Source organism: Streptomyces palmae (genome assembly GCF_004684805.1).
Classification (GTDB): Bacteria; Actinomycetota; Actinomycetes; order Streptomycetales; family Streptomycetaceae; genus Streptomyces; species Streptomyces palmae.
On the sequence record NZ_SRID01000050.1, the window covers coordinates 1 to 20,703 of the forward strand.

20 protein-coding genes and 1 pseudogene are annotated in these 20,703 nt (G+C 72.1%); 11 read left to right on the forward strand and 10 right to left on the reverse strand.

The window, feature by feature from the left end; genetic code table 11:
• Nucleotides 1-65 precede the first annotated feature (65 nt).
• Nucleotides 66-704, forward strand: a complete 639-nt coding sequence (locus E4099_RS08225; protein ID WP_425348252.1) for a lysoplasmalogenase — start codon at nt 66-68, stop codon at nt 702-704.
• A gap of 42 nt (nt 705-746) precedes the next feature.
• On the opposite strand, the pseudogene E4099_RS08230 reads toward E4099_RS08225, so the two are convergent.
• The 4 genes and pseudogenes from E4099_RS08230 to E4099_RS08245 all read right to left on the reverse strand — a co-directional run.
• Nucleotides 747-1,313, reverse strand: a pseudogene (locus tag E4099_RS08230) (GntR family transcriptional regulator); the annotation flags it as partial.
• A gap of 341 nt (nt 1,314-1,654) precedes the next feature.
• A complete protein-coding gene (locus E4099_RS08235; RefSeq protein WP_135338301.1) occupies nt 1,655-2,338 on the reverse strand; it encodes an alpha/beta fold hydrolase in 684 nt (227 codons plus the stop codon).
• A 219-nt stretch (nt 2,339-2,557) separates the two neighbouring features.
• Nucleotides 2,558-4,087: a S8 family peptidase gene (locus E4099_RS08240; RefSeq protein ID WP_135338302.1), complete on the reverse strand. Its 1,530-nt coding sequence runs from the start codon at nt 4,085-4,087 to the stop codon at nt 2,558-2,560.
• 237 nt (nt 4,088-4,324) lie between these two features.
• Complete coding sequence (locus E4099_RS08245) at nt 4,325-5,866, reverse strand: S8 family peptidase (RefSeq protein ID WP_135338303.1); 1,542 nt, start codon at nt 5,864-5,866, stop codon at nt 4,325-4,327.
• Nucleotides 5,867-6,133: 267 nt separating this feature from the next.
• Between E4099_RS08245 and E4099_RS08250 the strand changes: the two genes are divergently transcribed.
• The 3 genes from E4099_RS08250 (at nt 6,134) to moaA (ending at nt 9,219) form a co-directional block, all read left to right on the forward strand.
• A complete protein-coding gene (locus tag E4099_RS08250) occupies nt 6,134-6,478 on the forward strand; it encodes a DUF485 domain-containing protein (protein ID WP_245244680.1) in 345 nt (114 codons plus the stop codon).
• Nucleotides 6,475-8,097 (forward strand): solute symporter family protein, encoded by a 1,623-nt coding sequence (locus E4099_RS08255; RefSeq protein WP_135338305.1) that lies wholly within the window; start codon nt 6,475-6,477, stop codon nt 8,095-8,097. The genes E4099_RS08250 and E4099_RS08255 overlap by 4 nt, the downstream gene beginning before the upstream one ends.
• Nucleotides 8,098-8,229: 132 nt before the next feature.
• A complete protein-coding gene (gene moaA, locus E4099_RS08260; protein WP_135338306.1) occupies nt 8,230-9,219 on the forward strand; it encodes a GTP 3',8-cyclase MoaA in 990 nt (329 codons plus the stop codon).
• Here moaA and E4099_RS08265 read toward each other — a convergent pair.
• Both E4099_RS08265 and E4099_RS08270 read right to left on the reverse strand, forming a co-directional pair.
• Nucleotides 9,202-9,453 carry a hypothetical protein gene (locus E4099_RS08265; RefSeq protein WP_135338307.1) on the reverse strand — a complete coding sequence of 84 codons (252 nt, stop codon included), beginning with the start codon at nt 9,451-9,453 and terminating at the stop codon, nt 9,202-9,204. The genes moaA and E4099_RS08265 overlap by 18 nt on opposite strands.
• Before the next feature lie 188 nt (nt 9,454-9,641).
• The gene (locus tag E4099_RS08270; protein ID WP_135338308.1) at nt 9,642-10,037 is read right to left on the reverse strand and encodes a DUF3099 domain-containing protein; all 396 of its coding nucleotides are present in this window, start codon (nt 10,035-10,037) and stop codon (nt 9,642-9,644) included.
• A gap of 344 nt (nt 10,038-10,381) precedes the next feature.
• On the opposite strand from E4099_RS08270, the gene E4099_RS08275 reads away from it, so the two are divergent.
• On the forward strand, nt 10,382-10,663 hold the full coding sequence (locus E4099_RS08275) for a GlsB/YeaQ/YmgE family stress response membrane protein (protein ID WP_135338309.1): 282 nt from the start codon (nt 10,382-10,384) through the stop codon (nt 10,661-10,663).
• Between the two features lie 112 nt (nt 10,664-10,775).
• On the opposite strand, the gene tyrS is transcribed toward E4099_RS08275, so the two are convergent.
• From tyrS to E4099_RS08290, 3 genes are all read right to left on the reverse strand, one after another.
• Nucleotides 10,776-12,188: a tyrosine--tRNA ligase gene (gene tyrS, locus E4099_RS08280; RefSeq protein ID WP_135338310.1), complete on the reverse strand. Its 1,413-nt coding sequence runs from the start codon at nt 12,186-12,188 to the stop codon at nt 10,776-10,778.
• A gap of 187 nt (nt 12,189-12,375) precedes the next feature.
• Nucleotides 12,376-13,785, reverse strand: a complete 1,410-nt coding sequence (locus E4099_RS08285; protein WP_135338311.1) for a metallopeptidase TldD-related protein — start codon at nt 13,783-13,785, stop codon at nt 12,376-12,378.
• The gene (locus E4099_RS08290; RefSeq protein ID WP_135338312.1) at nt 13,782-15,305 is read right to left on the reverse strand and encodes a TldD/PmbA family protein; all 1,524 of its coding nucleotides are present in this window, start codon (nt 15,303-15,305) and stop codon (nt 13,782-13,784) included. Before E4099_RS08290 ends, E4099_RS08285 begins: the two co-directional genes overlap by 4 nt.
• Nucleotides 15,306-15,655: 350 nt before the next feature.
• Between E4099_RS08290 and fabG the strand changes: the two genes are divergently transcribed.
• Nucleotides 15,656-16,360, forward strand: a complete 705-nt coding sequence (gene fabG, locus E4099_RS08295) for a 3-oxoacyl-[acyl-carrier-protein] reductase (RefSeq protein WP_135338313.1) — start codon at nt 15,656-15,658, stop codon at nt 16,358-16,360.
• A 5-nt stretch (nt 16,361-16,365) separates the two neighbouring features.
• Nucleotides 16,366-17,136 (forward strand): enoyl-ACP reductase FabI, encoded by a 771-nt coding sequence (gene fabI / locus E4099_RS08300; protein ID WP_135338314.1) that lies wholly within the window; start codon nt 16,366-16,368, stop codon nt 17,134-17,136.
• 207 nt (nt 17,137-17,343) lie between these two features.
• On the opposite strand, the gene E4099_RS08305 is transcribed toward fabI, so the two are convergent.
• Nucleotides 17,344-18,015, reverse strand: coding sequence for a FadR/GntR family transcriptional regulator (locus tag E4099_RS08305; RefSeq protein WP_135338315.1), 672 nt, complete (start codon nt 18,013-18,015; stop codon nt 17,344-17,346).
• 222 nt (nt 18,016-18,237) lie between these two features.
• Between E4099_RS08305 and E4099_RS08310 the strand changes: the two genes are divergently transcribed.
• From E4099_RS08310 to E4099_RS08320, 4 genes are all read left to right on the forward strand, one after another.
• The gene (locus tag E4099_RS08310; protein WP_135338316.1) at nt 18,238-19,506 is read left to right on the forward strand and encodes a CynX/NimT family MFS transporter; all 1,269 of its coding nucleotides are present in this window, start codon (nt 18,238-18,240) and stop codon (nt 19,504-19,506) included.
• 55 nt (nt 19,507-19,561) lie between these two features.
• On the forward strand, nt 19,562-19,681 hold the full coding sequence (locus tag E4099_RS34815; protein ID WP_280923493.1) for an SGM_5486 family transporter-associated protein: 120 nt from the start codon (nt 19,562-19,564) through the stop codon (nt 19,679-19,681).
• 144 nt (nt 19,682-19,825) lie between these two features.
• Nucleotides 19,826-20,041, forward strand: a complete 216-nt coding sequence (locus E4099_RS08315) for a hypothetical protein (protein WP_135338317.1) — start codon at nt 19,826-19,828, stop codon at nt 20,039-20,041.
• Nucleotides 20,042-20,127: 86 nt separating this feature from the next.
• Nucleotides 20,128-20,646, forward strand: a complete 519-nt coding sequence (locus tag E4099_RS08320) for a SixA phosphatase family protein (RefSeq protein ID WP_135338318.1) — start codon at nt 20,128-20,130, stop codon at nt 20,644-20,646.
• Nucleotides 20,647-20,703: the final 57 nt, after the last annotated feature.

The window sequence follows — 20,703 nt, forward strand, 5'->3', positions numbered from 1 at the left end:
CCGCGCCTGCCGCGCGCCCCACCCTGCTGAACCGCCCCGAACCGCTGCATCTGCTCTTCATCGCGCTGGCCGCCGTCCACCTGGCCTCGCTGCTGGGCGGTTCCATCGACGGCGCGGACACCGTTCAGCACATCACCAAACCCGCCCTGATGCCCGCCCTCGCGCTCTACACGCTCGCCTGCGGCGGGCCCCGCCTGCTGGTCGCCGCCCTGCTCTTCGGCTGCGGTGGCGACACCCTGCTGGAGATCGGCGGCGACCTCGTCTTCCTGCTCGGCATGGGCTGCTTCGCCGCCGGCCACATCTGCTACATCACCTTCTTCCTGCGCAACCGCCGCCGCATCCCCCCGCTGCTCGCCGCCGGCTACGCGGCCGCCTGGCTGGGCCTGGTGATCGCGTTGTGGTCCGGCCTCCCCGCCGGTATGCGCGGACCGGTCGCCGTCTACAGCCTGCTGCTGACCGCCATGGCCCTGGGCGCGCTGTCCGCCGGTCCGGTCGCCCTGGCCGGCGGGGCGCTGTTCCTGCTCTCCGACAGCCTGATCGCCACCGACATCGCCGACTGGCCGCAGGCGCCGCAGGGCCCGTTCTGGGTCATGCTCACCTACATCGCCGCGCAGTACGCCCTGGCCCACGGGGTGGTCCGTACCCACCTGGCGGGAGCGGCCGCGCCGGCCCCGGCCCCCGAAGGGGCCCCTGCGGCGGGCTGACGTGAGCACGGGGGCCGCCGGCCAACCGGACCGGCGGCCCCGTCACGCGTCGAAGTCGTACTCCAGCACATACGCGCCCGAGTCCAGCACCATCTCGTTGACCTCCACCGGGCGGCCGTCACCCGCGAACGCGGTGCGGGAGATGTGGACCACCGGTGTGCCCGCGCCCAGTTCGAGCCGATCGGCCTCGTCCTGGGACGGCATCCGGCAGCGGATCTCCTCCCGGAAGTGCGCGGGCCGGTACCCGAGTTCCGCGAGGCGCGCGTAGATGCCACCCGGGCCGGTGTCCTCCTCCGTGATCGCCGAACCGGCCACCAGGTCGGCGGGCAGATAGCTGGTGGCCAGCAGCACCGGCTTGCGCTCGAGGAGGTACCGGTGGCCGCGTACACAGACGCGCGTGCCGGGCTCGACGCCGAGCACCTGCGCGACGGCCGCGGGCGCCGGAGCCTCGGTGACCCCGGCCTGGTCCACGAGGAGTTCCCGATCCCCCAGATCGGCCGACCAGATGGACCGGCCCTGGCCCCACAACTCCCGCGCGAGCCGCTGAACGCCGCGCCGCCGCAACGGCCGGATGGCGTGCTCGTACTCTGGCTGCCCGTCGGTGCCCTCGGTAGTCATATGCCTTCCCTCCCACCATCCCCGGCACGGGAAAACGCGGCGGGGTCAGAGGTCGTGTCGTCCGGTCCGTACGTCATTCAGGAAGGTGGTGAACTGGGCGGGGTCGAAGAGGAGGGCGGGGCCGTCGGGGTTCTTGACCGGGCAGGTTGGCCGAGTCGGCCGTTGGGTCGGTCGGTTGGGCGGTGACGTCCGTTTCGACCCCTGGAGGTGGGGCTGGCCGAGCCTCCGCCACCCAGGCGTACCCGCCGCCCCACGCAAGGAACACGCCGCGTCCGAAGGGGGAGAGGTATCCGCTGGCGGCGGCGGCATCAACGTCCGGCCCGGCCAAGGGACTACGCGCGCGCGGCCTGGGCCAGGACGCGGGCGAGGTCGCGGGGGCGGGTGGTCATCGGCCAGTGGCCCGAGTCGAGGTCCACGTACTCGACGTGGGTGGCGCGGGCGAGTTCGGGACTCTCGCCGGCGGCGATCCACTCCTTGGCCTGGTCGGGGGTGAACTCGGGGCAGACGACCACGACGGGGACGTCGAAGCGGCGCTCGTCGGTCAGGCGGACGACTCCCCTGGCGACCCCCTCGGGGACGGGGACGGCGGCGGACTCGAAGCGGTGCCGGGCCTCCTGGTCCAGGTCGGCGGAGTCCGCTCCCTCGAAGGGGCCCCAGCCCGGGAAGGGCACCGCACCGTCCTCGATCGCGAAGTGGTCGGCGTAGGCCCGCCCGTCGGTGGCGGGGAAGCCGCCGATCAGGGCGACCTTGGCCACCTTCCCCGGTCGCGCGTCGGCGGCCAGCCAGGCCAGGCTCGACGCGGCGGAGTGCCCCACCACCAGGGGCTTCTCGGGCGCCGCGTCAACGGCCGCGACCACTGCCGCCAGTTGGTCGTCGAGCGTCGCGGAGGTGGTGCCGTCGCCCTGGCCGGGGAGGGTGAGCGGCACGGGACGGTGGCCGAGCGCGGTGAGTTCGGGCACCACCTCGTCCCATGCGGATCCGTCGAGCCACAGGCCGGCGATGAGCAGGATGTCCACGGTCGTTCCCTCGGAGAGCGGTCGGATCTGGCTGCCGGCAAACGCTAGCGGGAGGGTCTGACAACGGCCTCCGGCCACCCGGACCGGCCAGGCCCTCACCGGCCACGGCACGAGAGACCGGCCCGGGCCGACGGGACAGCCGGCGGTACGAGCGAGGGCCGTTCGGAGCATGCCCCGAACGGCCCTCGGCGGTGTCAACCGGTGGTCAACGACAGCGGGTCACTTGGTGACCGCGTCCAGCGCGTCCGCGATGCCCGCGCCGTAGAAGCCGTTGTTCTCCGGGGTGCCCTCGCACACCGCGTCGACCTTGCCGTCGCCGTTGATGTCGTAGGTGGTCGGGCAGGCGGTCTCGTCGGCCTGGGCCAGCAGGAGCTCCTTGACCTTCTTGGCCGAGGCGTGCGGGTGGGTGCTCTTGATGAGCGCCGCGGTGCCGGCCACGTGCGGGGAGGCCATGGAGGTGCCGGCCATGTAGCCGTACTTGCCGCCGGGCAGCGTGTTGTAGATCAGGCCGCTGGTGGCCGGGGGAGCCGGCTTCTGGTAGGCGGTGCTGTCGCCACCGGGGGCGGCGATGTCCACCATGCCCAGGCCGTAGTTGGAGAAGGAGGACTTCAGGCCCTTGGCACCGGTGCTGGAGACGGTGACCACGCCCGGCAGCTGGGCCGGGATGTCCAGGCACTCGGACGGGTCGATCACCCGGTCACCGGGGGTGGTGTCGTTGGGGCTGGAGGGGTCCGTGATCTGCTTGGACAGGTCGTAGTTCTCGTTGCCGGCCGCGGCCACGTTGACCACACCGCGCCGCTCCGCGTACTTCGTGGCCCGGCTGACGGCCTCGACCAGTGCCTTCTGGTCCGGGTCCGCGAGGCAGTTGAAGTTCCACGGGTCGGTGTAGTAGCTGTTGTTGGTCACGTCCACGTCGTGCTCGGCGGCCCAGACGAAGCCGCAGACCACGGCCTCGGTGTAGAAGAAGCCGTCCGGGTTGCCGACCTTGATGCCGGAGACCTTGACGCCCGGGGCGACACCGGTGACCCCGATGCCGTTCTTGGCGGCGGCGATCTCGCCGGCCACGTGGGTGCCGTGCGGGCTGTCGGTGGCCGAGGGCCGCCAAGCGCCGTCCGCCGTGTTCGGCTTGCCGGAGATGCAGTTGACCGAGGCCTTGCGGTCGAAGTTCGGGGCCAGGTCGGGGTGGGTGTCGTCCACACCGGTGTCCAGCACCGCGACGGTGACGTCGCGGCTGCCCAGGGTCTTCTCGTGCGCCTTGTCCGCCTTCATGGCCGGCAGGTCCCACTGCAGCGGCTCCAGCGGGTCCTGCCCGGCCTTGGCCTGCGCGGCGACCGCCTTCTGCTCCTTCTCGGAGAGCAGCTTGGGGGCGCCCATGTCGGTGGTGCTCTGGGCGGGCAGCGGGGCGGTGCGGGTGGCACCGGCCGAGGCCACGCCGGGCACCTGGCGCATGGCCTTGGCGAAGTCCGGGTTGGCCGAGTGGGCGACGATCACGCCGATCTTGTCGTACCCGATGACCACGCTGCCGCCGGCGGCCTTGATGGCCTTGGCCATGCGGGGCGAGTTCGCCTGGCCGGCGGGGACGTTGACCACGTAGCTCATCGCCGGGCCGTCGGCGGTGACCGCGGTGGTGTCCGTGGTGGCGGTCGGGGTGGCGCTGGCACCGGAGGGCAGCAGGGCCAGGGTGGCGGTGAGGGCCACCGCGGCGGGTATCGCGGTGGTGCGCAGCATACGGGCCGAACGCGAGGACATGGGAACTCCAGTTCGTCTGCGGGAGTGGAGTGGGGGTGATGACACAAGGGGACGGCACCGGGGCCAGGCCGAGGACGGCGGCCTGGCCCCGGTGGGATGCGGCGCTCAGGGAGCCACGGGTGACCGGGAGCCGCCGGGCGGCTGCGGACCGCCGGGTGACCGCGGTTCGTTCGGCGACCGGAATCGCCTGGCGGACCGGGGGTCACCCGGCGATCGAGACCGCCGGGCGGGGCCGGGTCACTTGGTGACGGCGTCCAGGGCGTCGACGATGCCGTAGCCGTAGAAGCTGTTCACGTGCTTCGTACCGGTGCAGGTGGCGTCCACGACGCCGTCACCGTTGCCGTCGTACGGGGTGGTCGGGCAGCCCGGGTTGTCCGCGTCCCGCTTCAGGAGCCACTGGATCTCCTGGGGGGTGGACTTGGGGTGGGCGCTCTTGACCAGCGCGGCGACACCGGCCACGTGCGGACCGGCCATCGAGGTGCCCTGCAGGTAGGCGTAGTCGCCACCGGGCATGGTGGACAGGATCCGGCCGTCCTTGGCGGGCAGCTCGGGCACCTGGTACTTGTCACCGCCGGGGCCGGCCACGTCGATCTGGTTCAGGCCGTAGTTGGAGTAGTACGACTTCGCCGTGGTCGGGCCGGTGGCGGAGACGGTCACCACACCCGGGAGCTGGGTCGGGACGTCCAGGCACTTCGACGGGTCGATGGTGCGGTCCACCGCGGTCGAGTCGTTGGGGCTCGACTTGTCCAGGATGGACTTGCCACCGAGGTCGAAGTTGGAGTTGCCCGCGGAGGCGACGTTGATCGCGCCCTTGCGCTCGGCGTACTTCGACGCCCGGCCGACCGCGTCCACGATCGCCTTCTGGTCGAGGTCGTCCTTGCAGTTGAACATCCACGGGTCGACGTAGTAGCTGTTGTTCGTCACCTCGACGCCGTGGTCGGCGGCGAAGACGAACGCGCAGACCACGTTCTCCGCGTAGAACAGCCCGTTGGTCGGGTCGCTCACCTTGATGGCGGAGACCTTGACGCCCGGCGCCACACCGGCGACACCGACACCGTTGCGGGCGGCGGCGATCTCACCGGCCACGTGGGTGCCGTGGTAGTCCTCGTCCGGGTTGTACGGACGCCAGGCGCCGGCGGTGGTGTCGGCCACGCCGCCCACGCAGTTGGCGGACTGCTTGGCGGAGAAGTTGGGGGCCAGGTCGGGGTGGGTGTCGTCCACACCGGTGTCGATGACCGCGACCGTCACGTTGCGGCTGCCCGGGTTCACCTTGGCGGCCTTGTCGGCCTTGATGGCCGGCAGGTCCCACTGCAGCGGCTCCAGCGGCTCGGTGCCCGCCGCGAGCGACTTCTTCTCGCTGGCGGCCGTCGCCTTGGGAGCGTCGACCTTCTTCGGCTTGCCGACCTCGGTGGTGGTGACCGGGGTCAGCGGGGTGGTGCGGGTGGCGCCCGCGGACTGCACGCCCTGCACGCCGCGCAGCGTCTTGGCGAACTCCGGGTTGCCGGAGTGCGCGACGATCACGCCGATCTGCGCGTGGGTGGTGACGATGGTGCCACCGGCGGCCTTGACGGCCTTCTTCACCTTGTCGACCGTGGCCTTGTCGGGGGTCACGTTGACCACGTACGACAGCTGCGGACCATCGGTCTTGGCGGCGGCGACGGTCGCGTCATGGGGAGCGGCGACGGCTCCGGCGGGGAGGAAGCCGAGGGACGCGGTGAGCGCCAGCCCGACCGGCACTGCCAGCATGGCACGCCGGTGGCTGGATCTCAGATAAGCCATGAGTTCTCCACATCATCCGTGGGACTGCTCCGCGCCGCCAGAGTGCGGCGGGGGCGAGTACATGACGAGTGAAGCTAGCGCCGATCATGGTTGGTAATCAATACATTCTGGAGGAAAACCCATCACGGTTCGTATACGGCGCCAGATCTGACGAGGCGTCCGATGCGGTGAATGGTGATCAACCTCTGTTGCGCAGCGCGCCGCGGCCCTAGCATGCGTGGCCTGAATCACACGTACCTCTGTCCCCAAACCCATCCGGGAGACGCCGTGGACACCGCACCGCCCGATCAGCAGCGGCCGCAGCACGACCCACCGTACGTCCAGGTGCAGTCGAGTGGCGAATTCGGTGAACTGCGCCATGCGCACCGATCGTTCGCCTTTCCGCTCACCGCCGCCTTCGTGAGCTGGTACCTCCTGTACGTGCTGCTCTCCAGCTACGCGGGCGGCTTCATGGGCACCAAGGTCGTCGGCAACATCAACGTCGCCCTGGTCTTCGGGCTCGCCCAGTTCCTCACCACCTTCCTGATCGCCTGGTGGTACGCGCGGCACGCGGCCACCAAGCTGGACCCCCGGTCCCAGGCGATCCGGTCCCGCCTGGAGGGTGAGGCATGAGCGACACCCTGATCCTCGCCGCCGGCGACGCCAGCGAGCACCGCACGCTGATCATCAGCCTGTTCTCGGTCTTCGTGGTGGCCACCTTGGGTATCACCATCTGGGCCGGCCGGCAGACCAAGGACGCCGCCGACTTCTACGCCGGCGGACGGCAGTTCTCCAGCTTCCAGAACGGACTCGCCGTCTCCGGCGACTACATGTCCGCGGCCTCCTTCCTCGGCATCGCGGGCATCATCGCCCTCAAGGGCTACGACGGCTTCCTCTACTCCATCGGCTTCCTGGTCGCCTGGCTGGTCGCGCTCCTGCTGGTGGCCGAACCGCTGCGCAACTCCGGCCGCTACACCATGGGCGACGTGCTGGCCTACCGGATGCGCCAGCGCCCGGTGCGCACCGCCGCCGGAGCCTCCACCATCGTCGTCTCGATCTTCTACCTGCTGGCCCAGATGGCCGGCGCGGGGGTCCTGGTCTCCCTACTGCTCGGCATCACCAGCGACGCCGGCAAGATCGCCATCGTGGCGCTGGTCGGCGTGCTGATGATCGTCTACGTCACCATCGGCGGGATGAAGGGCACCACCTGGGTGCAGATGGTCAAGGCGGTGCTGCTGATCGCGGGCACCGTGCTCATCACCTTCCTGATCCTGTGGAAGTACGACTTCAACATCTCCGACCTGCTCGGCAGCGCGGCGAAGAACAGCGGCCACGGGTCGTCCTTCCTGGAGCCCGGGCTGAAGTACGGCATCACCGACACCTCCAAGCTGGACTTCATCTCGCTGGGCATCGCGCTGGTGCTGGGCACCGCCGGTCTGCCGCACATCCTGATCCGCTTCTACACGGTGCCCACCGCCAAGGCCGCCCGGAAATCCGTGAACTGGGCGATCGGCATCATCGGCGCCTTCTACCTGATGACCATCGTGCTCGGCTTCGGCGCCGCGGCCCTGCTCAGCCAGAAGGAGATCACCGACTCCAACCCCGCGGGCAACACCGCCGCCCCGCTGGCCGCCATGGAGGTCGGCGGCGGTGGTGACTCCACCGGCGGCGCGATCCTGCTCGCGGTGATCTCCGCGGTGGCCTTCGCCACCATCCTGGCGGTCGTCGCCGGTCTGACGCTGGCCTCCTCGTCCTCCTTCGCGCACGACATCTACGCCAACGTGATCCGCAAGGGGCAGGCCACCGAGAAGGAGGAGGTGCGCGCGGCCCGGATCGCCACCGTGCTGATCGGGGCGGTGGCCATCGTGCTCGGCGCCTTCGCCCGCGACATCAACGTCGCCGGGCTGGTCGCCCTGGCCTTCGCGGTCGCCGCCTCGGCCAACCTGCCGACCATCCTCTACAGCCTGTTCTGGAAGCGCTTCACCACCCAGGGCGCGCTGTGGTCCATCTACGGCGGGCTGATCTCCTCCGTGGTGCTGGTGCTCTTCTCCCCGGTCGTCTCCGGCAAGGAGACCTCGATGTTCAAGAACGCGGACTTCTACTGGTTCCCGCTGGAGAACCCGGGCCTGATCTCCATCCCGCTGGGCTTCCTGCTCGGCTGGCTGGGCTCGCTGCTGTCCAAGGAGGAGCCGGACAAGGAGAAGTACGCGGAGCTGGAGGTGCGTTCGCTCACCGGGTACGGCGCCCACTGACCCGGCCGGGCCGGCCCCTGCCGCGGAACGCCGCCATCCAAGGGATCACCGAACCGTTGAAGGTGGCGGGTGTCGCGTACGCTGCGGAGCGAGAGCCGCAGCGCACGCACACCATCCGCGGGAGGGGCCGCCATGCTCATCGACACCTATGGTCGAGTCGCCACCGACCTGCGCGTCTCGCTGACCGACCGGTGCAACCTGCGCTGCACCTACTGCATGCCGGAAGAAGGGCTCCAGTGGCTCGCCAAGCCCGACCTGCTCACCGATGACGAGATCGTCCGGCTGATCCGCATCGCGGTCACCGCACTCGGCGTCACCGAGGTCCGCTTCACCGGCGGCGAACCGCTGCTCCGCCCCGGCCTGGTCGACATCGTGCGGCGCTGCGCCGAGCTGAGCCCCCGCCCCCGGATGTCGCTGACCACCAACGGCATCGGGCTGGCCCGTACCGCCGAGGCGCTGCGCGCCGCCGGGCTGGACCGGGTCAACGTCTCCCTGGACACCCTGCGGCCCGAGGTCTTCCGCACCCTCACCCGGCGCAACCGCCACCAGGACGTCCTGGCCGGACTGGCCGCCGCCCGCGCCGCCGGGCTCGCCCCCGTCAAGGTCAACACCGTCCTGATGCCGGGGACCAACGACGACGAGGCCCCCGAGCTGCTCGCCTGGGCCATCGAGAACCGGTACGAACTCCGCTTCATCGAGCAGATGCCGCTCGACGCCCAGCACGGCTGGACCCGGGAGGGCATGATCACCGCCGGGGACATCCTCGCCTCGCTGCGCACCCGCTTCCGGCTCACCCCCGAGGAGCGGCAGGCCCGCGGCTCCGCCCCCGCCGAGCGCTGGCTGGTCGACGGCGGTCCGGCCCGGGTGGGAGTGATCGCCTCGGTGACCCGCCCCTTCTGCCAGGCCTGCGACCGCACCCGGCTCACCGCCGACGGTCAGGTGCGCACCTGCCTGTTCGCCCGGGAGGAGTCCGATCTGCGCGGGGCGCTGCGCTCCGGCGCCACGGACGAGGAGATCGCCCGGCTGTGGCGGCGGGCCATGTGGGGCAAGAAGGCGGGATCCGGGCTGGACGACCCGTCCTTCCTGCAGCCCGACCGCCCGATGTCAGCCATCGGGGGCTGACCAGTCGGCCAGCGCCACCACGTCCTTGAGGAAGCCGCGCACCCCGAGGAACTGCGACAGATGCTCGCGGTGCTCCTCGCAGGCGAGCCAGGTCTTCCGCCGCTCCGGCGTGTGGATCTTGGGGTTGTTCCAGGCCAGCACCCAGACGGCGGGGGCCCGGCAGCCCTTGGCGGAGCAGATGGCGTCGGCGGTCGAATCGGGAGTCGAATCGGGGGACGAGGCTGCGGAGTTCACCCTCCGAGCCTATGCGATCCCGGACATGACGACGCCGGGCAGCCACGGGGGGAGCCGCCCGGCGTCGGTCCGTCGCTCCGACGGGGGATGCGGAGCGCGTACGCAGTATGTCATGCGGCATGGGGCGTAGTGCACCGGAACCGCACGATTGATCTGAGCATTTCTTGAGCTTCGCGCGCAGCGGCAGGTCAGCGCGGTGGCTCCGTACCGTCCTCGGTCGGAGGCCGGTGCTCGCCATGCGGACGGGCCTCGGATTCCGGGCCGGATTCCGCTCCCGGTTCCGGGCGGCTGGGCCCCAGCGCCGTACGGGTGGGTGCCGAGACGAAGGTGGAGGGCAGCGAAGGAGTGTTCTCCCGGCCCGCGTTGGCGATCACCACGGCGATGTACGGCAGCAGCATGCCGGCCGCCAGTGCCACGATCGCGACCGGCCGTTCCACGTTCCACAGGACCGCCGCGAGCACCACCGACAGGGTGCGTACGGACATCGAGATGATGTACCGCCGCTGTCGGCCGCGGACGTCCGCGGCCAGCCCCTGACGGGCACCGGTGATCCGGAAGACCTCCGAGCTCTGCCGCTTCCGCATGACGTTCCACCATCCGACTACTGCACCGGCCACCGCCGGTCCCCGACCTTCCTACGGTACGCCGCGCCTCGCCCCGGTTCGATACCGGGGCACGCCCGCGCTGGTCCGGTCGCGCAAGCCCAGACCGCGTAGCGACCGCTCCGACGTGCGCCGTACCCGGATCGGCCGGACACTGAAGCGAGACGCACGATGCGGCGAGCGAGCCGAGTGGCGCGCCCGCACCGAACGCCACGGAGGTCACGGGCCGGGCGCCCCGCCGGACGCCCCGCGCCGAGGCCCGTCAGCCGGCCGTGGCACCCGGGGCGACCCGGGCCGGAAGAGCCCGTACAGGGCTGGGAGGCAAGATGGGTTGGCTGTGGGCGATCATCGTGGGCCTGGTCCTCGGCGTGCTGGCCAGGGCGATCCTCCCGGGCAGGCAGAACATCCCGCTCTGGCTCACCGTGATCTTCGGCATCATCGGCTCCCTCATCGGCAACGCCGTCGCCCGCGGCCTGGGGGTGGAGGCCACCTCGGGCATCGACTGGTGGCGGCACCTGTTCCAGCTGGGCGGCGCGATCCTGATGGTGGCCCTGGGCACCCCGCTGTGGGCCTCGATCAGCCACCGCGGCCGCAGAGAACGCTCCTGAGCGGCCCAACGGTCCCGAGCACGGTCGCCCACCCGCGGCGGTGGCCGGTACGCGGAACACCGCGCACCGGCCACCGCCGTATCGGGCCCGGATCTCGGACCGGGCGCGAGCGTCAGCCGCGCAGTTCGGCGAGCTTCCGCCCGGCCTTGAGGTAGCGGCTGCCGGACGCCGGGAGCTCACCCGCGGCCACCAGCTCCGCCAGCACCTCGGCCAGCGGCCGAATGGCCTGCGCCTCGGTCAGCACCACACTGCGCTGGCCGTCCTCGCCCTCCGCGACCAGCCGCAGCCCGTTCTGCTTGGCGACCCGGCGCGCGGCCGAGGCGCTGGGCTGGAACCCCAGCACCTTGGAGAGCACCGCGGTCACCGGCTCCGCGCCGTGCTCGGCCAGCTCCACCACCGGCAGCGACTCGACGTCCGCGAAGCTCTTCTTGGAGAACTGCGCCACGAAGCCGGCCCGCGCGCTCATCGCCGCGTCCACCCCGTACAGCACCGCGACCACCTCGCCCGCGAGCACCTTCTTGAGGTCCATCGGGTGCAGCCGCCTGGACTCGATCCGGGCCAGCGCGAACGCGATCTCCTCGTCGGTCCACTCGGTCCAGGCCTTCAGGTACGGCTCCATCAGCCGGTCCGGCACCGACATGATCTTGCCGAACACATCGTCCGCGGGGGCACTGACCCCCACGTAGTTGCCCTTGGACTTGGACATCTTGGCGCCGGTGCCGTCGGTGCCCTCGATCAGCGGCATGGTCACCACCAGCTGCGGACGCTGCCCGCGCAGCTCCATCAGCTTGCGGCCCATCTGGAGGTTGAGCAGCTGGTCGGCACCGCCCAGCTCCACATCGCACTCCAGGGCCACCGAGTCCAGACCCTGGGCGATCGGGTACAGCAGCTCGGTCATGGTGAGCCCGGTGCCGGCCGCCAGGCGGTTGCGGAAGTCCTCGCGCTGGAGCAGCTGCGAGACCGGCACCTGGGAGAGCAGGCCCAGCAGCTCGGGGAAGGTGTACGGCGCCAGCCACTCGCTGTTCTGCCGGAAGCTCACCTTCTCGAAGTCGAAGAACGGCCGGACCTGCTCCCGGTAGGTCTCCAGGTTCCGCGCGATGTCGGCGTCGGTCAGCGGCGGACGCTCGGCGGTACGCCCCGAGGGGTCGCCGATCTTGGCCGTGAAGTCGCCGATGATCAGCGTGACCTCGTGGCCCAGCCGCTGGAACCGGCTGAGGATGATCAGCGGCACCGCGTGGCCCAGGTGGATGTCGGTGGCCGTGGGGTCGATGCCCAGCTTGATGTGGAGACCGCGGCCCGCCTCCCGGCGCGCCTCGATCCGCTCGGCCAGCTTGTCCACCCCGGGCAGCACCTCGACCGTACGGGAGGCGATCAGTTCGGCCTGCTCCCTCGCCGACAGATCCGTCAGGTCCAGATAGCGCCGCGACGTGGTCTCCGTGAGCAGCTGCTGCACGGTGGTGTCGGAGGAGAGATCCTGCGCCAGCAGTGCGCTGGCGCGCGCGACGGAGTCGCCGAGGCGTGTCATCGTGGCGTTCCTGAGGATGGTGGTCGGACAGTGGACGGGTCGAGTCTATTTGGTCGATCACCCGGGGCGGGCCAGGGCCGCTCGCCGCACCCCGCCGGCCGGGCCGCGAGGCCCCCGGCCGGCGGGGCGCCGCTCGGACGCCCCGGCCGACCGGAGCCGTTCGGACGCCCCGGCCGACCGCGCTCGTTCACACCCCTCGGCTGACCGAGCTCATGTTGAAGTCCGGCACCCGCAGCGCCGGCATCGCGGCCCGGGTGAACCAGTCGCACCACTCCCGCGGCAGGGTCCGCTCGGTGCGGCCCGCCTCCGTCGCCCGGCCGAGCAGGTCCACCGGCGACTCGTTGAAGCGGAAGTTGTTCACCTCGCCGACCACCTCGCCGCCCTCCACCAGATAGACGCCGTCCCGGGTCAACCCGGTCAGCAGCAGGCTGGCCGGGTCGACCTCGCGGATGTACCACAGGCAGGTCAGCAGCAGGCATCGCTCGCCGCTGCCCGCGATCATCTCGTCCAGCGAGCGGGTGCCACCCGCGTCCAGGATCAGGTTGTCGATGGCCGGCGCCACCGGCTGCCCGGTGAGCTTCGCGGTGTGACGGGAGGTGACCAGCCGGTTCAGCACCCCCTCGCGCAACCAGTCGGTGGCCGCCAGCGGCAGACCGTTGTCGAACGCCGAGACATCGTCGTCCGAGGAGTGCGCCAGCACGAACGGCGCCGCCTCCAACCCCGGCTCCGCGGGGTCGCTGCGCAGGGTCAGCGGCAGCGCGGACAGCTTCTCACCCACCCGGGTGCCGCCTTGCGGCGCGGCGAAGACCGTACGGCCCTCCGCCGCGTCCCGCGCCGAGGAGGACCACATCTGGTAGATCAGCAGATCGGCGACGGCGGTCGGCGGCAGCAGGGTCTCGTACCGCCCGGCCGGCAGCTCGACGCGCCGCTCGGCCCAGTCCAGCCGCCGGGTCAGCTCGGCGTCCAGTTCGGCCGGGTCCACATCGGTGAAGTCCCGGGTGGCCCGCCCCGCCCAGGCGGAACGGGGCGCGCCCCCGTCGGGGCCGGCGGCCTTGGCGTTCATCTCCAGGGTGCCGGTGGGCTGGTCGTGGCGGAGCCGCAGCCCGGTGGAGGTGCCCAGGTAGCTGGAGACCATCTCGTGGTTGGCGAAGCCGTACAGCCGGCGGCCGCCGGCCCGGGCGCGGGCGAAGGACTCGCCGAGCGCCGGCGCGAAGTCGGCGAAGACCTCGGAGGAGGTCTCGGCCGGCGGCGAGGTGAAGTTGGCCGCGGTGGCCCCGCCCGCCACCAGCGGCTGCGCGTCCTCGGCCGGGCCCGCCTCGCGGGCCGCCGTCTCGGCGGCCCGCACCAGCGGCTCCAGGTCCTCCGCGGTCACCGCCGAACGCGACACCACCCCGGTGGCGGTGCCCTCCGCGCCGTCCACCGTGGCGATCACGGTGAGGGTCCGGCCGCGGGTGACCCCGTTGGTGGTCAGCGCGTTGCCCGCCCAGCGCAGGTTGGCGGTGGACGACTCGTCGGCGATGACCACGCAGCCGTCGGCGCGGGACAGCTCCAGCGCCCGCTCGACGATCTCGTGCGGCTTGTGGGTGCGGGCGCTCATCGGCCGGCCTCCTGGGTGGTGTTCAAGATGTTGACGCCGCGGAAGAGCGCGGAGGGGCAGCCGTGCGACACGGCGGCGACCTGGCCCGGCTGCGCCTTGCCGCAGTTGAAGGCGCCGCCCAGGACATAGGTCCCCGGGCCGCCGACGGCCTCCATCGAGCCCCAGAAGTCGGTCGTGGTCGCCTGGTAGGCGACATCGCGCAGCTGCCCGGCGAGTCGGCCCTTCTCGATCAGGTACGCCCTCTGCTGCGTGAACTGGAAGTTGTAGCGCTGCATGTCGATCGACCAGGACCGGTCGCCGACCACGTAGATGCCGCGGTCCACGCCCGAGATCAGCTCCTCGGTGGACGGGCCGTCCGGGGCCGGCCGCAGCGACACATTGGCCATCCGCTGCACCGGGACGTTCCCGGGGGAGTCGGCGAAGGCGCAGCCGTTGGACCGGTCGAAGCCGGTCAGCCGGGCGATCCGCCGGTCCGTCTGGTAGCCCACCAGCACGCCGTCCCGGATCAGGTCCCAGGACTGCCCCGCCACGCCCTCGTCGTCGTAGCCGATGGTGGCCAGCCCGTGCTCGGCGGTCCGGTCCCCGGTGACGTTCATGACCTCCGAGCCGTACCGCAGCTTCCCCAGCTGGTCGAAGGTGGCGAAGGAGGTGCCCGCGTAGGCCGCCTCGTACCCCAGCGCCCGGTCCAGCTCGGTGGCGTGCCCGATCGACTCGTGGATGGTCAGCCACAGGTTGGACGGGTCCACCACCAGGTCGTACGACCCGGCCCGGACGGACGGCGCGCGCATCTTCTCCGCCAGCAGCGCGGGCATCTCGGCCAGCTCCGCGTCCCAGTCCCAGCCGGTGCCGGTCAGGTACTCCCAGCCGCGCCCGGCCGGCGGTGCCAGGGTCCGCATCGAGTCGAACTCGCCGCTGTCCGGATCCACGGCCACCGCGGTCAGCACCGGGTGCAGCCGGATCCGCTGCTGGGTGGTGCTGGTGCCCGCGGTGTCCGCGTAGAACTTGTTCTCCTGCACGGTCAGCAGCGAGGCGTCCACGTGCGCCACCCCGTCCGCCGCCAGCAGCCGCGCGCTCCAGTCGGCCAGCAGCGCGGTCTTCTCCGCGTCGGGCACCTCGAACGGGTTGACCTCGTAGGAGGAGACCCAGGTGCGGTCGGGGTACACCGGCTCGTCCGCCAGCTCCACCCTCTCCTGGGAGCCGGCCGCCTCGGTCACCTTCGCGGACAGCCTGGCCATCGCCACCGCCTGCGAGGCCACCCGCGCCGCGGCGTCCATGGTCAGGTCCACGCCGGAGGCGAAGCCCCAGGCGCCGCCGTGCACCACCCGTACCGCGTACCCCAGGTCGGTGGTGTCCGAGGAGCCCGCGGGTTTGGCGTCCCGCAGTCGCCAGGCGGCGCTGCGCACCCGCTCGAAGCGGAAGTCCGCGTGCTCCGCGCCCAGCGCCCGGGCGCGCGCCAACGCGGCGTCCGCGAGCGCGCGCAACGGCAGCGCCAGAAATGACTGATCGACCTCATGGGGCATGGACGGGGCCTCCTCGGCGAGGTGGTGGCGGCGGTCACGCGGAAGTCAATCACGTGGCGACCCCGTCGCCGAGAGTGCCGACCGGCCGGCGCCGCCGGGGGAGGCGGATGCCGTCGGCCGGCGCGCCCCGGCCCGGCCCGGTTCGCGGGCGCCGCCGCGCCCGGATCGCGGCCCGGATGCCTCCGTGAGGGCCTCGCGGGCCGCTGATCGAGGGCCGGAACTGTAGGGACCCCACAGCGACACCCCGGCGCCCCTGTGCGGCTCGGATTCTCCGTAGCCGGGCTTCGACCGATAGTTTCAAGGCACAGCAGGCGACAAACGCTGCGACATTCAACAGAGAGGGTGGTCCCTTGAGCCGGTCGGTTCTCGTCACCGGAGGCAACCGCGGTATCGGCCTCGCCGTCGCCCGCGCGTTCGCCGACGCGGGCGACAAGGTCGCCATCACCTACCGGTCGGGTGAGCCCCCGGCGGACTTCCTCGCCGTGAAGTGCGACATCACGGACACGGAGCAGGTGGAGCAGGCATACAAGGAGATCGAGGAGAAGCAGGGTCCGGTCGAGGTGCTGGTGGCCAACGCCGGCATCACCCGCGACCAGCTGCTGATGCGGATGTCCGAGGAGGACTTCACCTCCGTCCTGGACACCAACCTCACCGGCACCTTCCGCGTGGTCAAGCGGGCCAACCGCGCCATGCTGCGGGCCCGCAAGGGCCGCGTGGTGCTGATCTCCTCGGTGGTCGGCCTGCTGGGCTCCGCGGGTCAGGCGAACTACGCCGCCTCCAAGGCCGGCCTGGTCGGCTTCGCCCGCTCCCTCGCCCGCGAGCTGGGCTCGCGCAACATCACCGTCAACGTGGTGGCCCCCGGCTTCGTCGACACCGACATGACCCGGGCGCTCAGCGAGGAGCAGCGGGAGGGCATCGTGCAGCAGGTCCCGCTGGCCCGCTACGCGCAGCCCGAGGAGATCGCCGCCGCGGTCCGCTTCCTGGCCTCCGACGAGGCCGCGTACATCACTGGAGCCGTCATCCCCGTCGACGGCGGATTGGGCATGGGTCACTGAACGTCATGAGTGGAATTCTCGCTGGGAAGCGCATCCTGGTCACCGGCGTCATCACCGACGCGTCGATCGCCTTCCACGCCGCCAAGCTGGCCCAGCAGGAGGGCGCCGAGGTCATCCTCACCGGCTTCGGCCGGCTGTCCCTGGTGGAGCGGATCGCCCGGCGGCTGCCCAAGCCCGCCCCGATCATCGAGCTGGACGTGACCGACCAGGAGCACCTGGACGGCCTCGCGGACAAGGTGCGCGAGCACCTGGGCGAGGGCGTGGACCTCGACGGCGTGGTGCACTCCATCGCCTTCGGCCCGCAGGGCGCCTTCGACTTCCTGGGGGCGAGCTGGGAGGACGTGTCCACCGCGGTGCACGTCTCGGCGTACTCGCTGAAGTCGCTGACCTGCGCGCTGCTCCCGCTGATGCCGCGCGGCGGCTCGGTCGTCGGCCTCACCTTCGACGCCCAGTTCGCCTGGCCCGTCTACGACTGGATGGGCGTGGCCAAGGCCGCGCTGGAGTCCACCTCCCGCTACCTCGCCCGCGACCTGGGCCCGAAGAACGTCCGCAGCAACCTGGTCGCGGCCGGGCCGATCAAGTCGATGGCGGCCAAGTCCATCCCGGGCTTCGAGGTGCTGGCCGACCAGTGGGGCGACCGGGCGCCGATCGGCTGGGAGATCGCCGACCCGGAGCCGGCCGCCCGCGGTGTGGTCGCGCTGCTGTCCGACTGGTTCCCCAAGACCACCGGTGAGGTGGTGCACGTCGACGGCGGCGTGCACATGATGGGCGTCTGAGCCCACCGCGCACGGCACGGACCGGCGCGGGCCCCCGGCCCGGCGCACGGCACCGTCCCGCACGCGCTGCCCCGGTCCCCGCGAACCCCGCGGGGACCGGGGCGGCGTGCGTATGGGCGCGGTGGCGCGGACCGGGACACCGCCCGTACGGGGGACGACGGGGGTCGGGCGTGCCCCGGCTGATGCGTGCCGCCGTGCCGCCCTCGCTCAGGCGGTGGGGAAGCGGCAGTACGGGTGCGCGTGGGCCTCGGCCGCCGCCCGCTCTCCGTCTCCGTCGCGGATGGCCTCCACCATGCGGGCGTGGTCCATGTACGCCTCGGGGCGCAGCTCGGTGCCCACGTCCGCGCGCAGGAACTCCCGCAGCACCCCGCCGAGGTCCGCGTACAGCTCGGCCAGCACCTCGTTGTGCGAGGCGGCCACCACCGCCATGTGCAGGGTCGCGTCGGCCGCCACGAAGGCCTCCGTGTCCCCCGACTCCCAGGCACGCTCCCGTCGGTCCAGCAGCACGTCGAGCTGCTTGAGGTCCTGCTCGGTACGGCGCCGGGCGGCCAGCTGGGCCGCCTTGGCCTCCAGCGCGCTGCGCAGCTCGGCCACGTGCAGCGGATCGGAGTCGGCGAACCGGCGGTGCATCACCCCGGCCAGTTCACTGGTGGCCACCACATAGGTGCCCGAGCCCTGCCGGATGTCCAGCAGCCCGTTGTGCGCGAGCGCGCGCACCGCCTCCCGCACGGTGTTGCGGGCCACCCCCAGCTGCTCCACCAGCTCGGGCTCGGTCGGGATGCGCGAGCCCACCGGCCACTCTCCGGAGGTGATCTGGGTGCGTAGCTGAGCGATCACCTGGTCGGCGAGCGCGGAGCGCCGGGGCGAGATCAGCGGCATGACTCTCCTGGCCTTGGCTTCGATACGGAACTCGGTGCGGCCCCGCGAGGGCGCCGGTGCCCCGGGGCCGGCGCTGCTGCCGCGGGGAGTGCGAAATTCTGGGTGAATTCTCCCACGGTGCCGCCGTCCGTCACCGGTGGTCGCCGGAGCCCGTGGCATTCCGGGGCGAGGGCGGCCGGGCAGCGGGGTCCCGCATTCATCCCATGATTCTATGATGAGTCCATGGCAGACGACGAGCTTGCGACGATCGGCGCCGCCCCGGGGCCGGTGCGCTACACATCCACCGCCCCGACGGCGCCCGCCTCACCCTGGCCGCAGCGCCTGGTGATCGCCGGGCTCCTGCTCGCCGCCCTCAACCTGCGGCCCGCGATCACCAGCCTGGGCTCGCTGCTCGAAGAGGTCCGCGACGGGCTCGGCATGAACGGCGCCGTCGCCGGACTGCTCACCTCCGTCCCCGCGCTCTGCTTCGCCCTCTTCGGCGTGACCGCCCCCCGGCTGGCCCGCCGCTTCGGCCCGGCCACCGTCGTGTGCGCGGGCCTGGCCGCCATCACCGCGGGCCTGGCCATCCGCCCGCTGGCCGGCGGCATCGCCGGATTCCTGGCCGCCAGCGCCCTGGCCCTGGCCGGCATCGCGGTGAGCAACGTCCTGATGCCGGTGATCGTCAAGCGCTGGTTCCCGGACCGGATCGGGGCCATGACCGGCGTCTACTCCATGGCGCTCTCCCTGGGCACCTCCGCCGCGGCGGCCGTCACCGTCCCGATCACCGACGGCCTGGGCGGCAGCTGGCGCGCCGGCCTGGGCGTCTGGGCGCTGCTCGCGGCCGTCGCCGCCCTGCCCTGGATCGCCATCGCCCGCGGCCGTACCAACCGCGAGGCGCGCGCCCGGTCCGCGGACTCCCAGGACGGACCGGCGGCGCCCATCACCCGCAGCCCCACGGCCTGGGCGCTGGCCTGCTTCTTCGGCCTCCAGTCCACCGCCGCCTACATCACCATGGGCTGGATGCCGCAGATCTTCCGGGACGCCGGCGTCTCCGCCTCCACCGCGGGTGTGCTGCTGGCGGTGACCATGGCCATGGGCGTGCCGCTCTCCTTCGTCCTGCCCCGGATCGCCGCCCGGCTGCGCCACCAGGGCGTGCTGGTCGTCATCCTCGGCGCGTCGGGGCTGACCGGCTACGCCGGGCTCTGGCTCGCCCCGGCCGGCGGCGCCTGGGCCTGGGCCCTGCTGCTCGGCCTCTCCAACTGCGCCTTCCCGCTCGCCCTCACCATGATCGGCATGCGGGCCCGGACCGGCGCCGGGGTGGTCCGGCTGTCCGCCTTCGCGCAGAGCACCGGCTATCTCTTCTCCATCCCCGGTCCGCTCCTGGTAGGCGCCCTCTACCAGGCCACCGGCGGCTGGGACCTGCCGATCGCGCTGATGGCCGGGCTGATGGTGCCGCAGATGATCGCCGGGGTGCTGGCCGGGCGCGACCGCACCCTGGAGGACGAACTCTGAGCCCGGCGGCCACCCCGCCCGCACCGGGGCCGAGGCGGGCTGGGACACTCGGGGCATGTCACCTGTGCTTGACCCGCAACCGCAGAACGGCCAGAAGAAGCTGCTCACCATCCTGGGCGTGATGCTGCTGATCACCCTGGTCATCGGTGTGATCGCCACCATCGCCGCGCCCTGACCCCACCCCTTGGGGTGGGGTTAGCCCCCCTACCCCTAGGGGGCCCGCCTCAGGGGCAACTGGGTGGGTCACCGGATGGGCACGGTGCCCGGCGGTCCCTAGATTCGTAGGGTCAGCCCATCCGCTCCGGCCCCGGAGGCGAACTTGAGCGCCCGTACCCCCAGCCCCTTCACCCCGGCGCACACCGGCGTGGAACTCCGGCTGCCCTGGTGGGCCATCGCCCTGCCCGCCCTCGCCTTCGCCGCGCTGCTGCTGCTGATATCCGGCCCCGCCCAGGCGGACCCGGCGCGGGGCGGCAGCGGGGCCCTCACCCACGTCCTCGGAGCCCTCCGGGAGACCGTGCGGCACCTGGGCCTGTGACCAGGCGGGCGCCGGGGTACCGCGGGTGGCGGGCGGGCTCCCAACGCCCCGCGCTCAGCGGCGTGTTTCGTGCGAAGCTGGGAGCCATGAGCGTCGATGTCCCACGAAGGATCGTCCTACTCCGACACGCCAAGGCCGACTGGGCCCAGGAATCCGACCACGAGCGGCCGCTCGCCGAGCGCGGCCGCACAGACGCCCTGGTGGCCGGGCGCTGGCTGGCCGGCTCCGGCATCTCCCTCGACCTCACCCTGTGCTCCACCGCCCTGCGCACCCGGGAGACCTGGAAGCTGGCCGTCGCCGAGCTGCCGCAGCGCCCGAAGACGGTCTACGAGGAGCGCATGTACGAGGCCTCGCTCGGCGAGCTGATCGCCCTGCTCAACGAGGTCTCCGACGAGGTCGCCGACCTTCTGCTGGTCGGCCACAACCCCGGGATGCACGCCCTCGCCGATGCCCTGGCCGGCGAGGCGGAGGGCGACCTGCTCTCCCGGATGAACCGCAGCGGCTTCCCCACCGCGGCCATCGCCGTGGTGACCTTCGACGGCTCCTGGAAGAGCGTGGAGCACGGCGTGGGCCGGCTCACCGCCTTCTGGACGCCGCACGAGTAGCCGCGCACCCGCCCCCACCGGGCCCCGCCCCGTACGGTGACGGGGCCCGCGGGGATG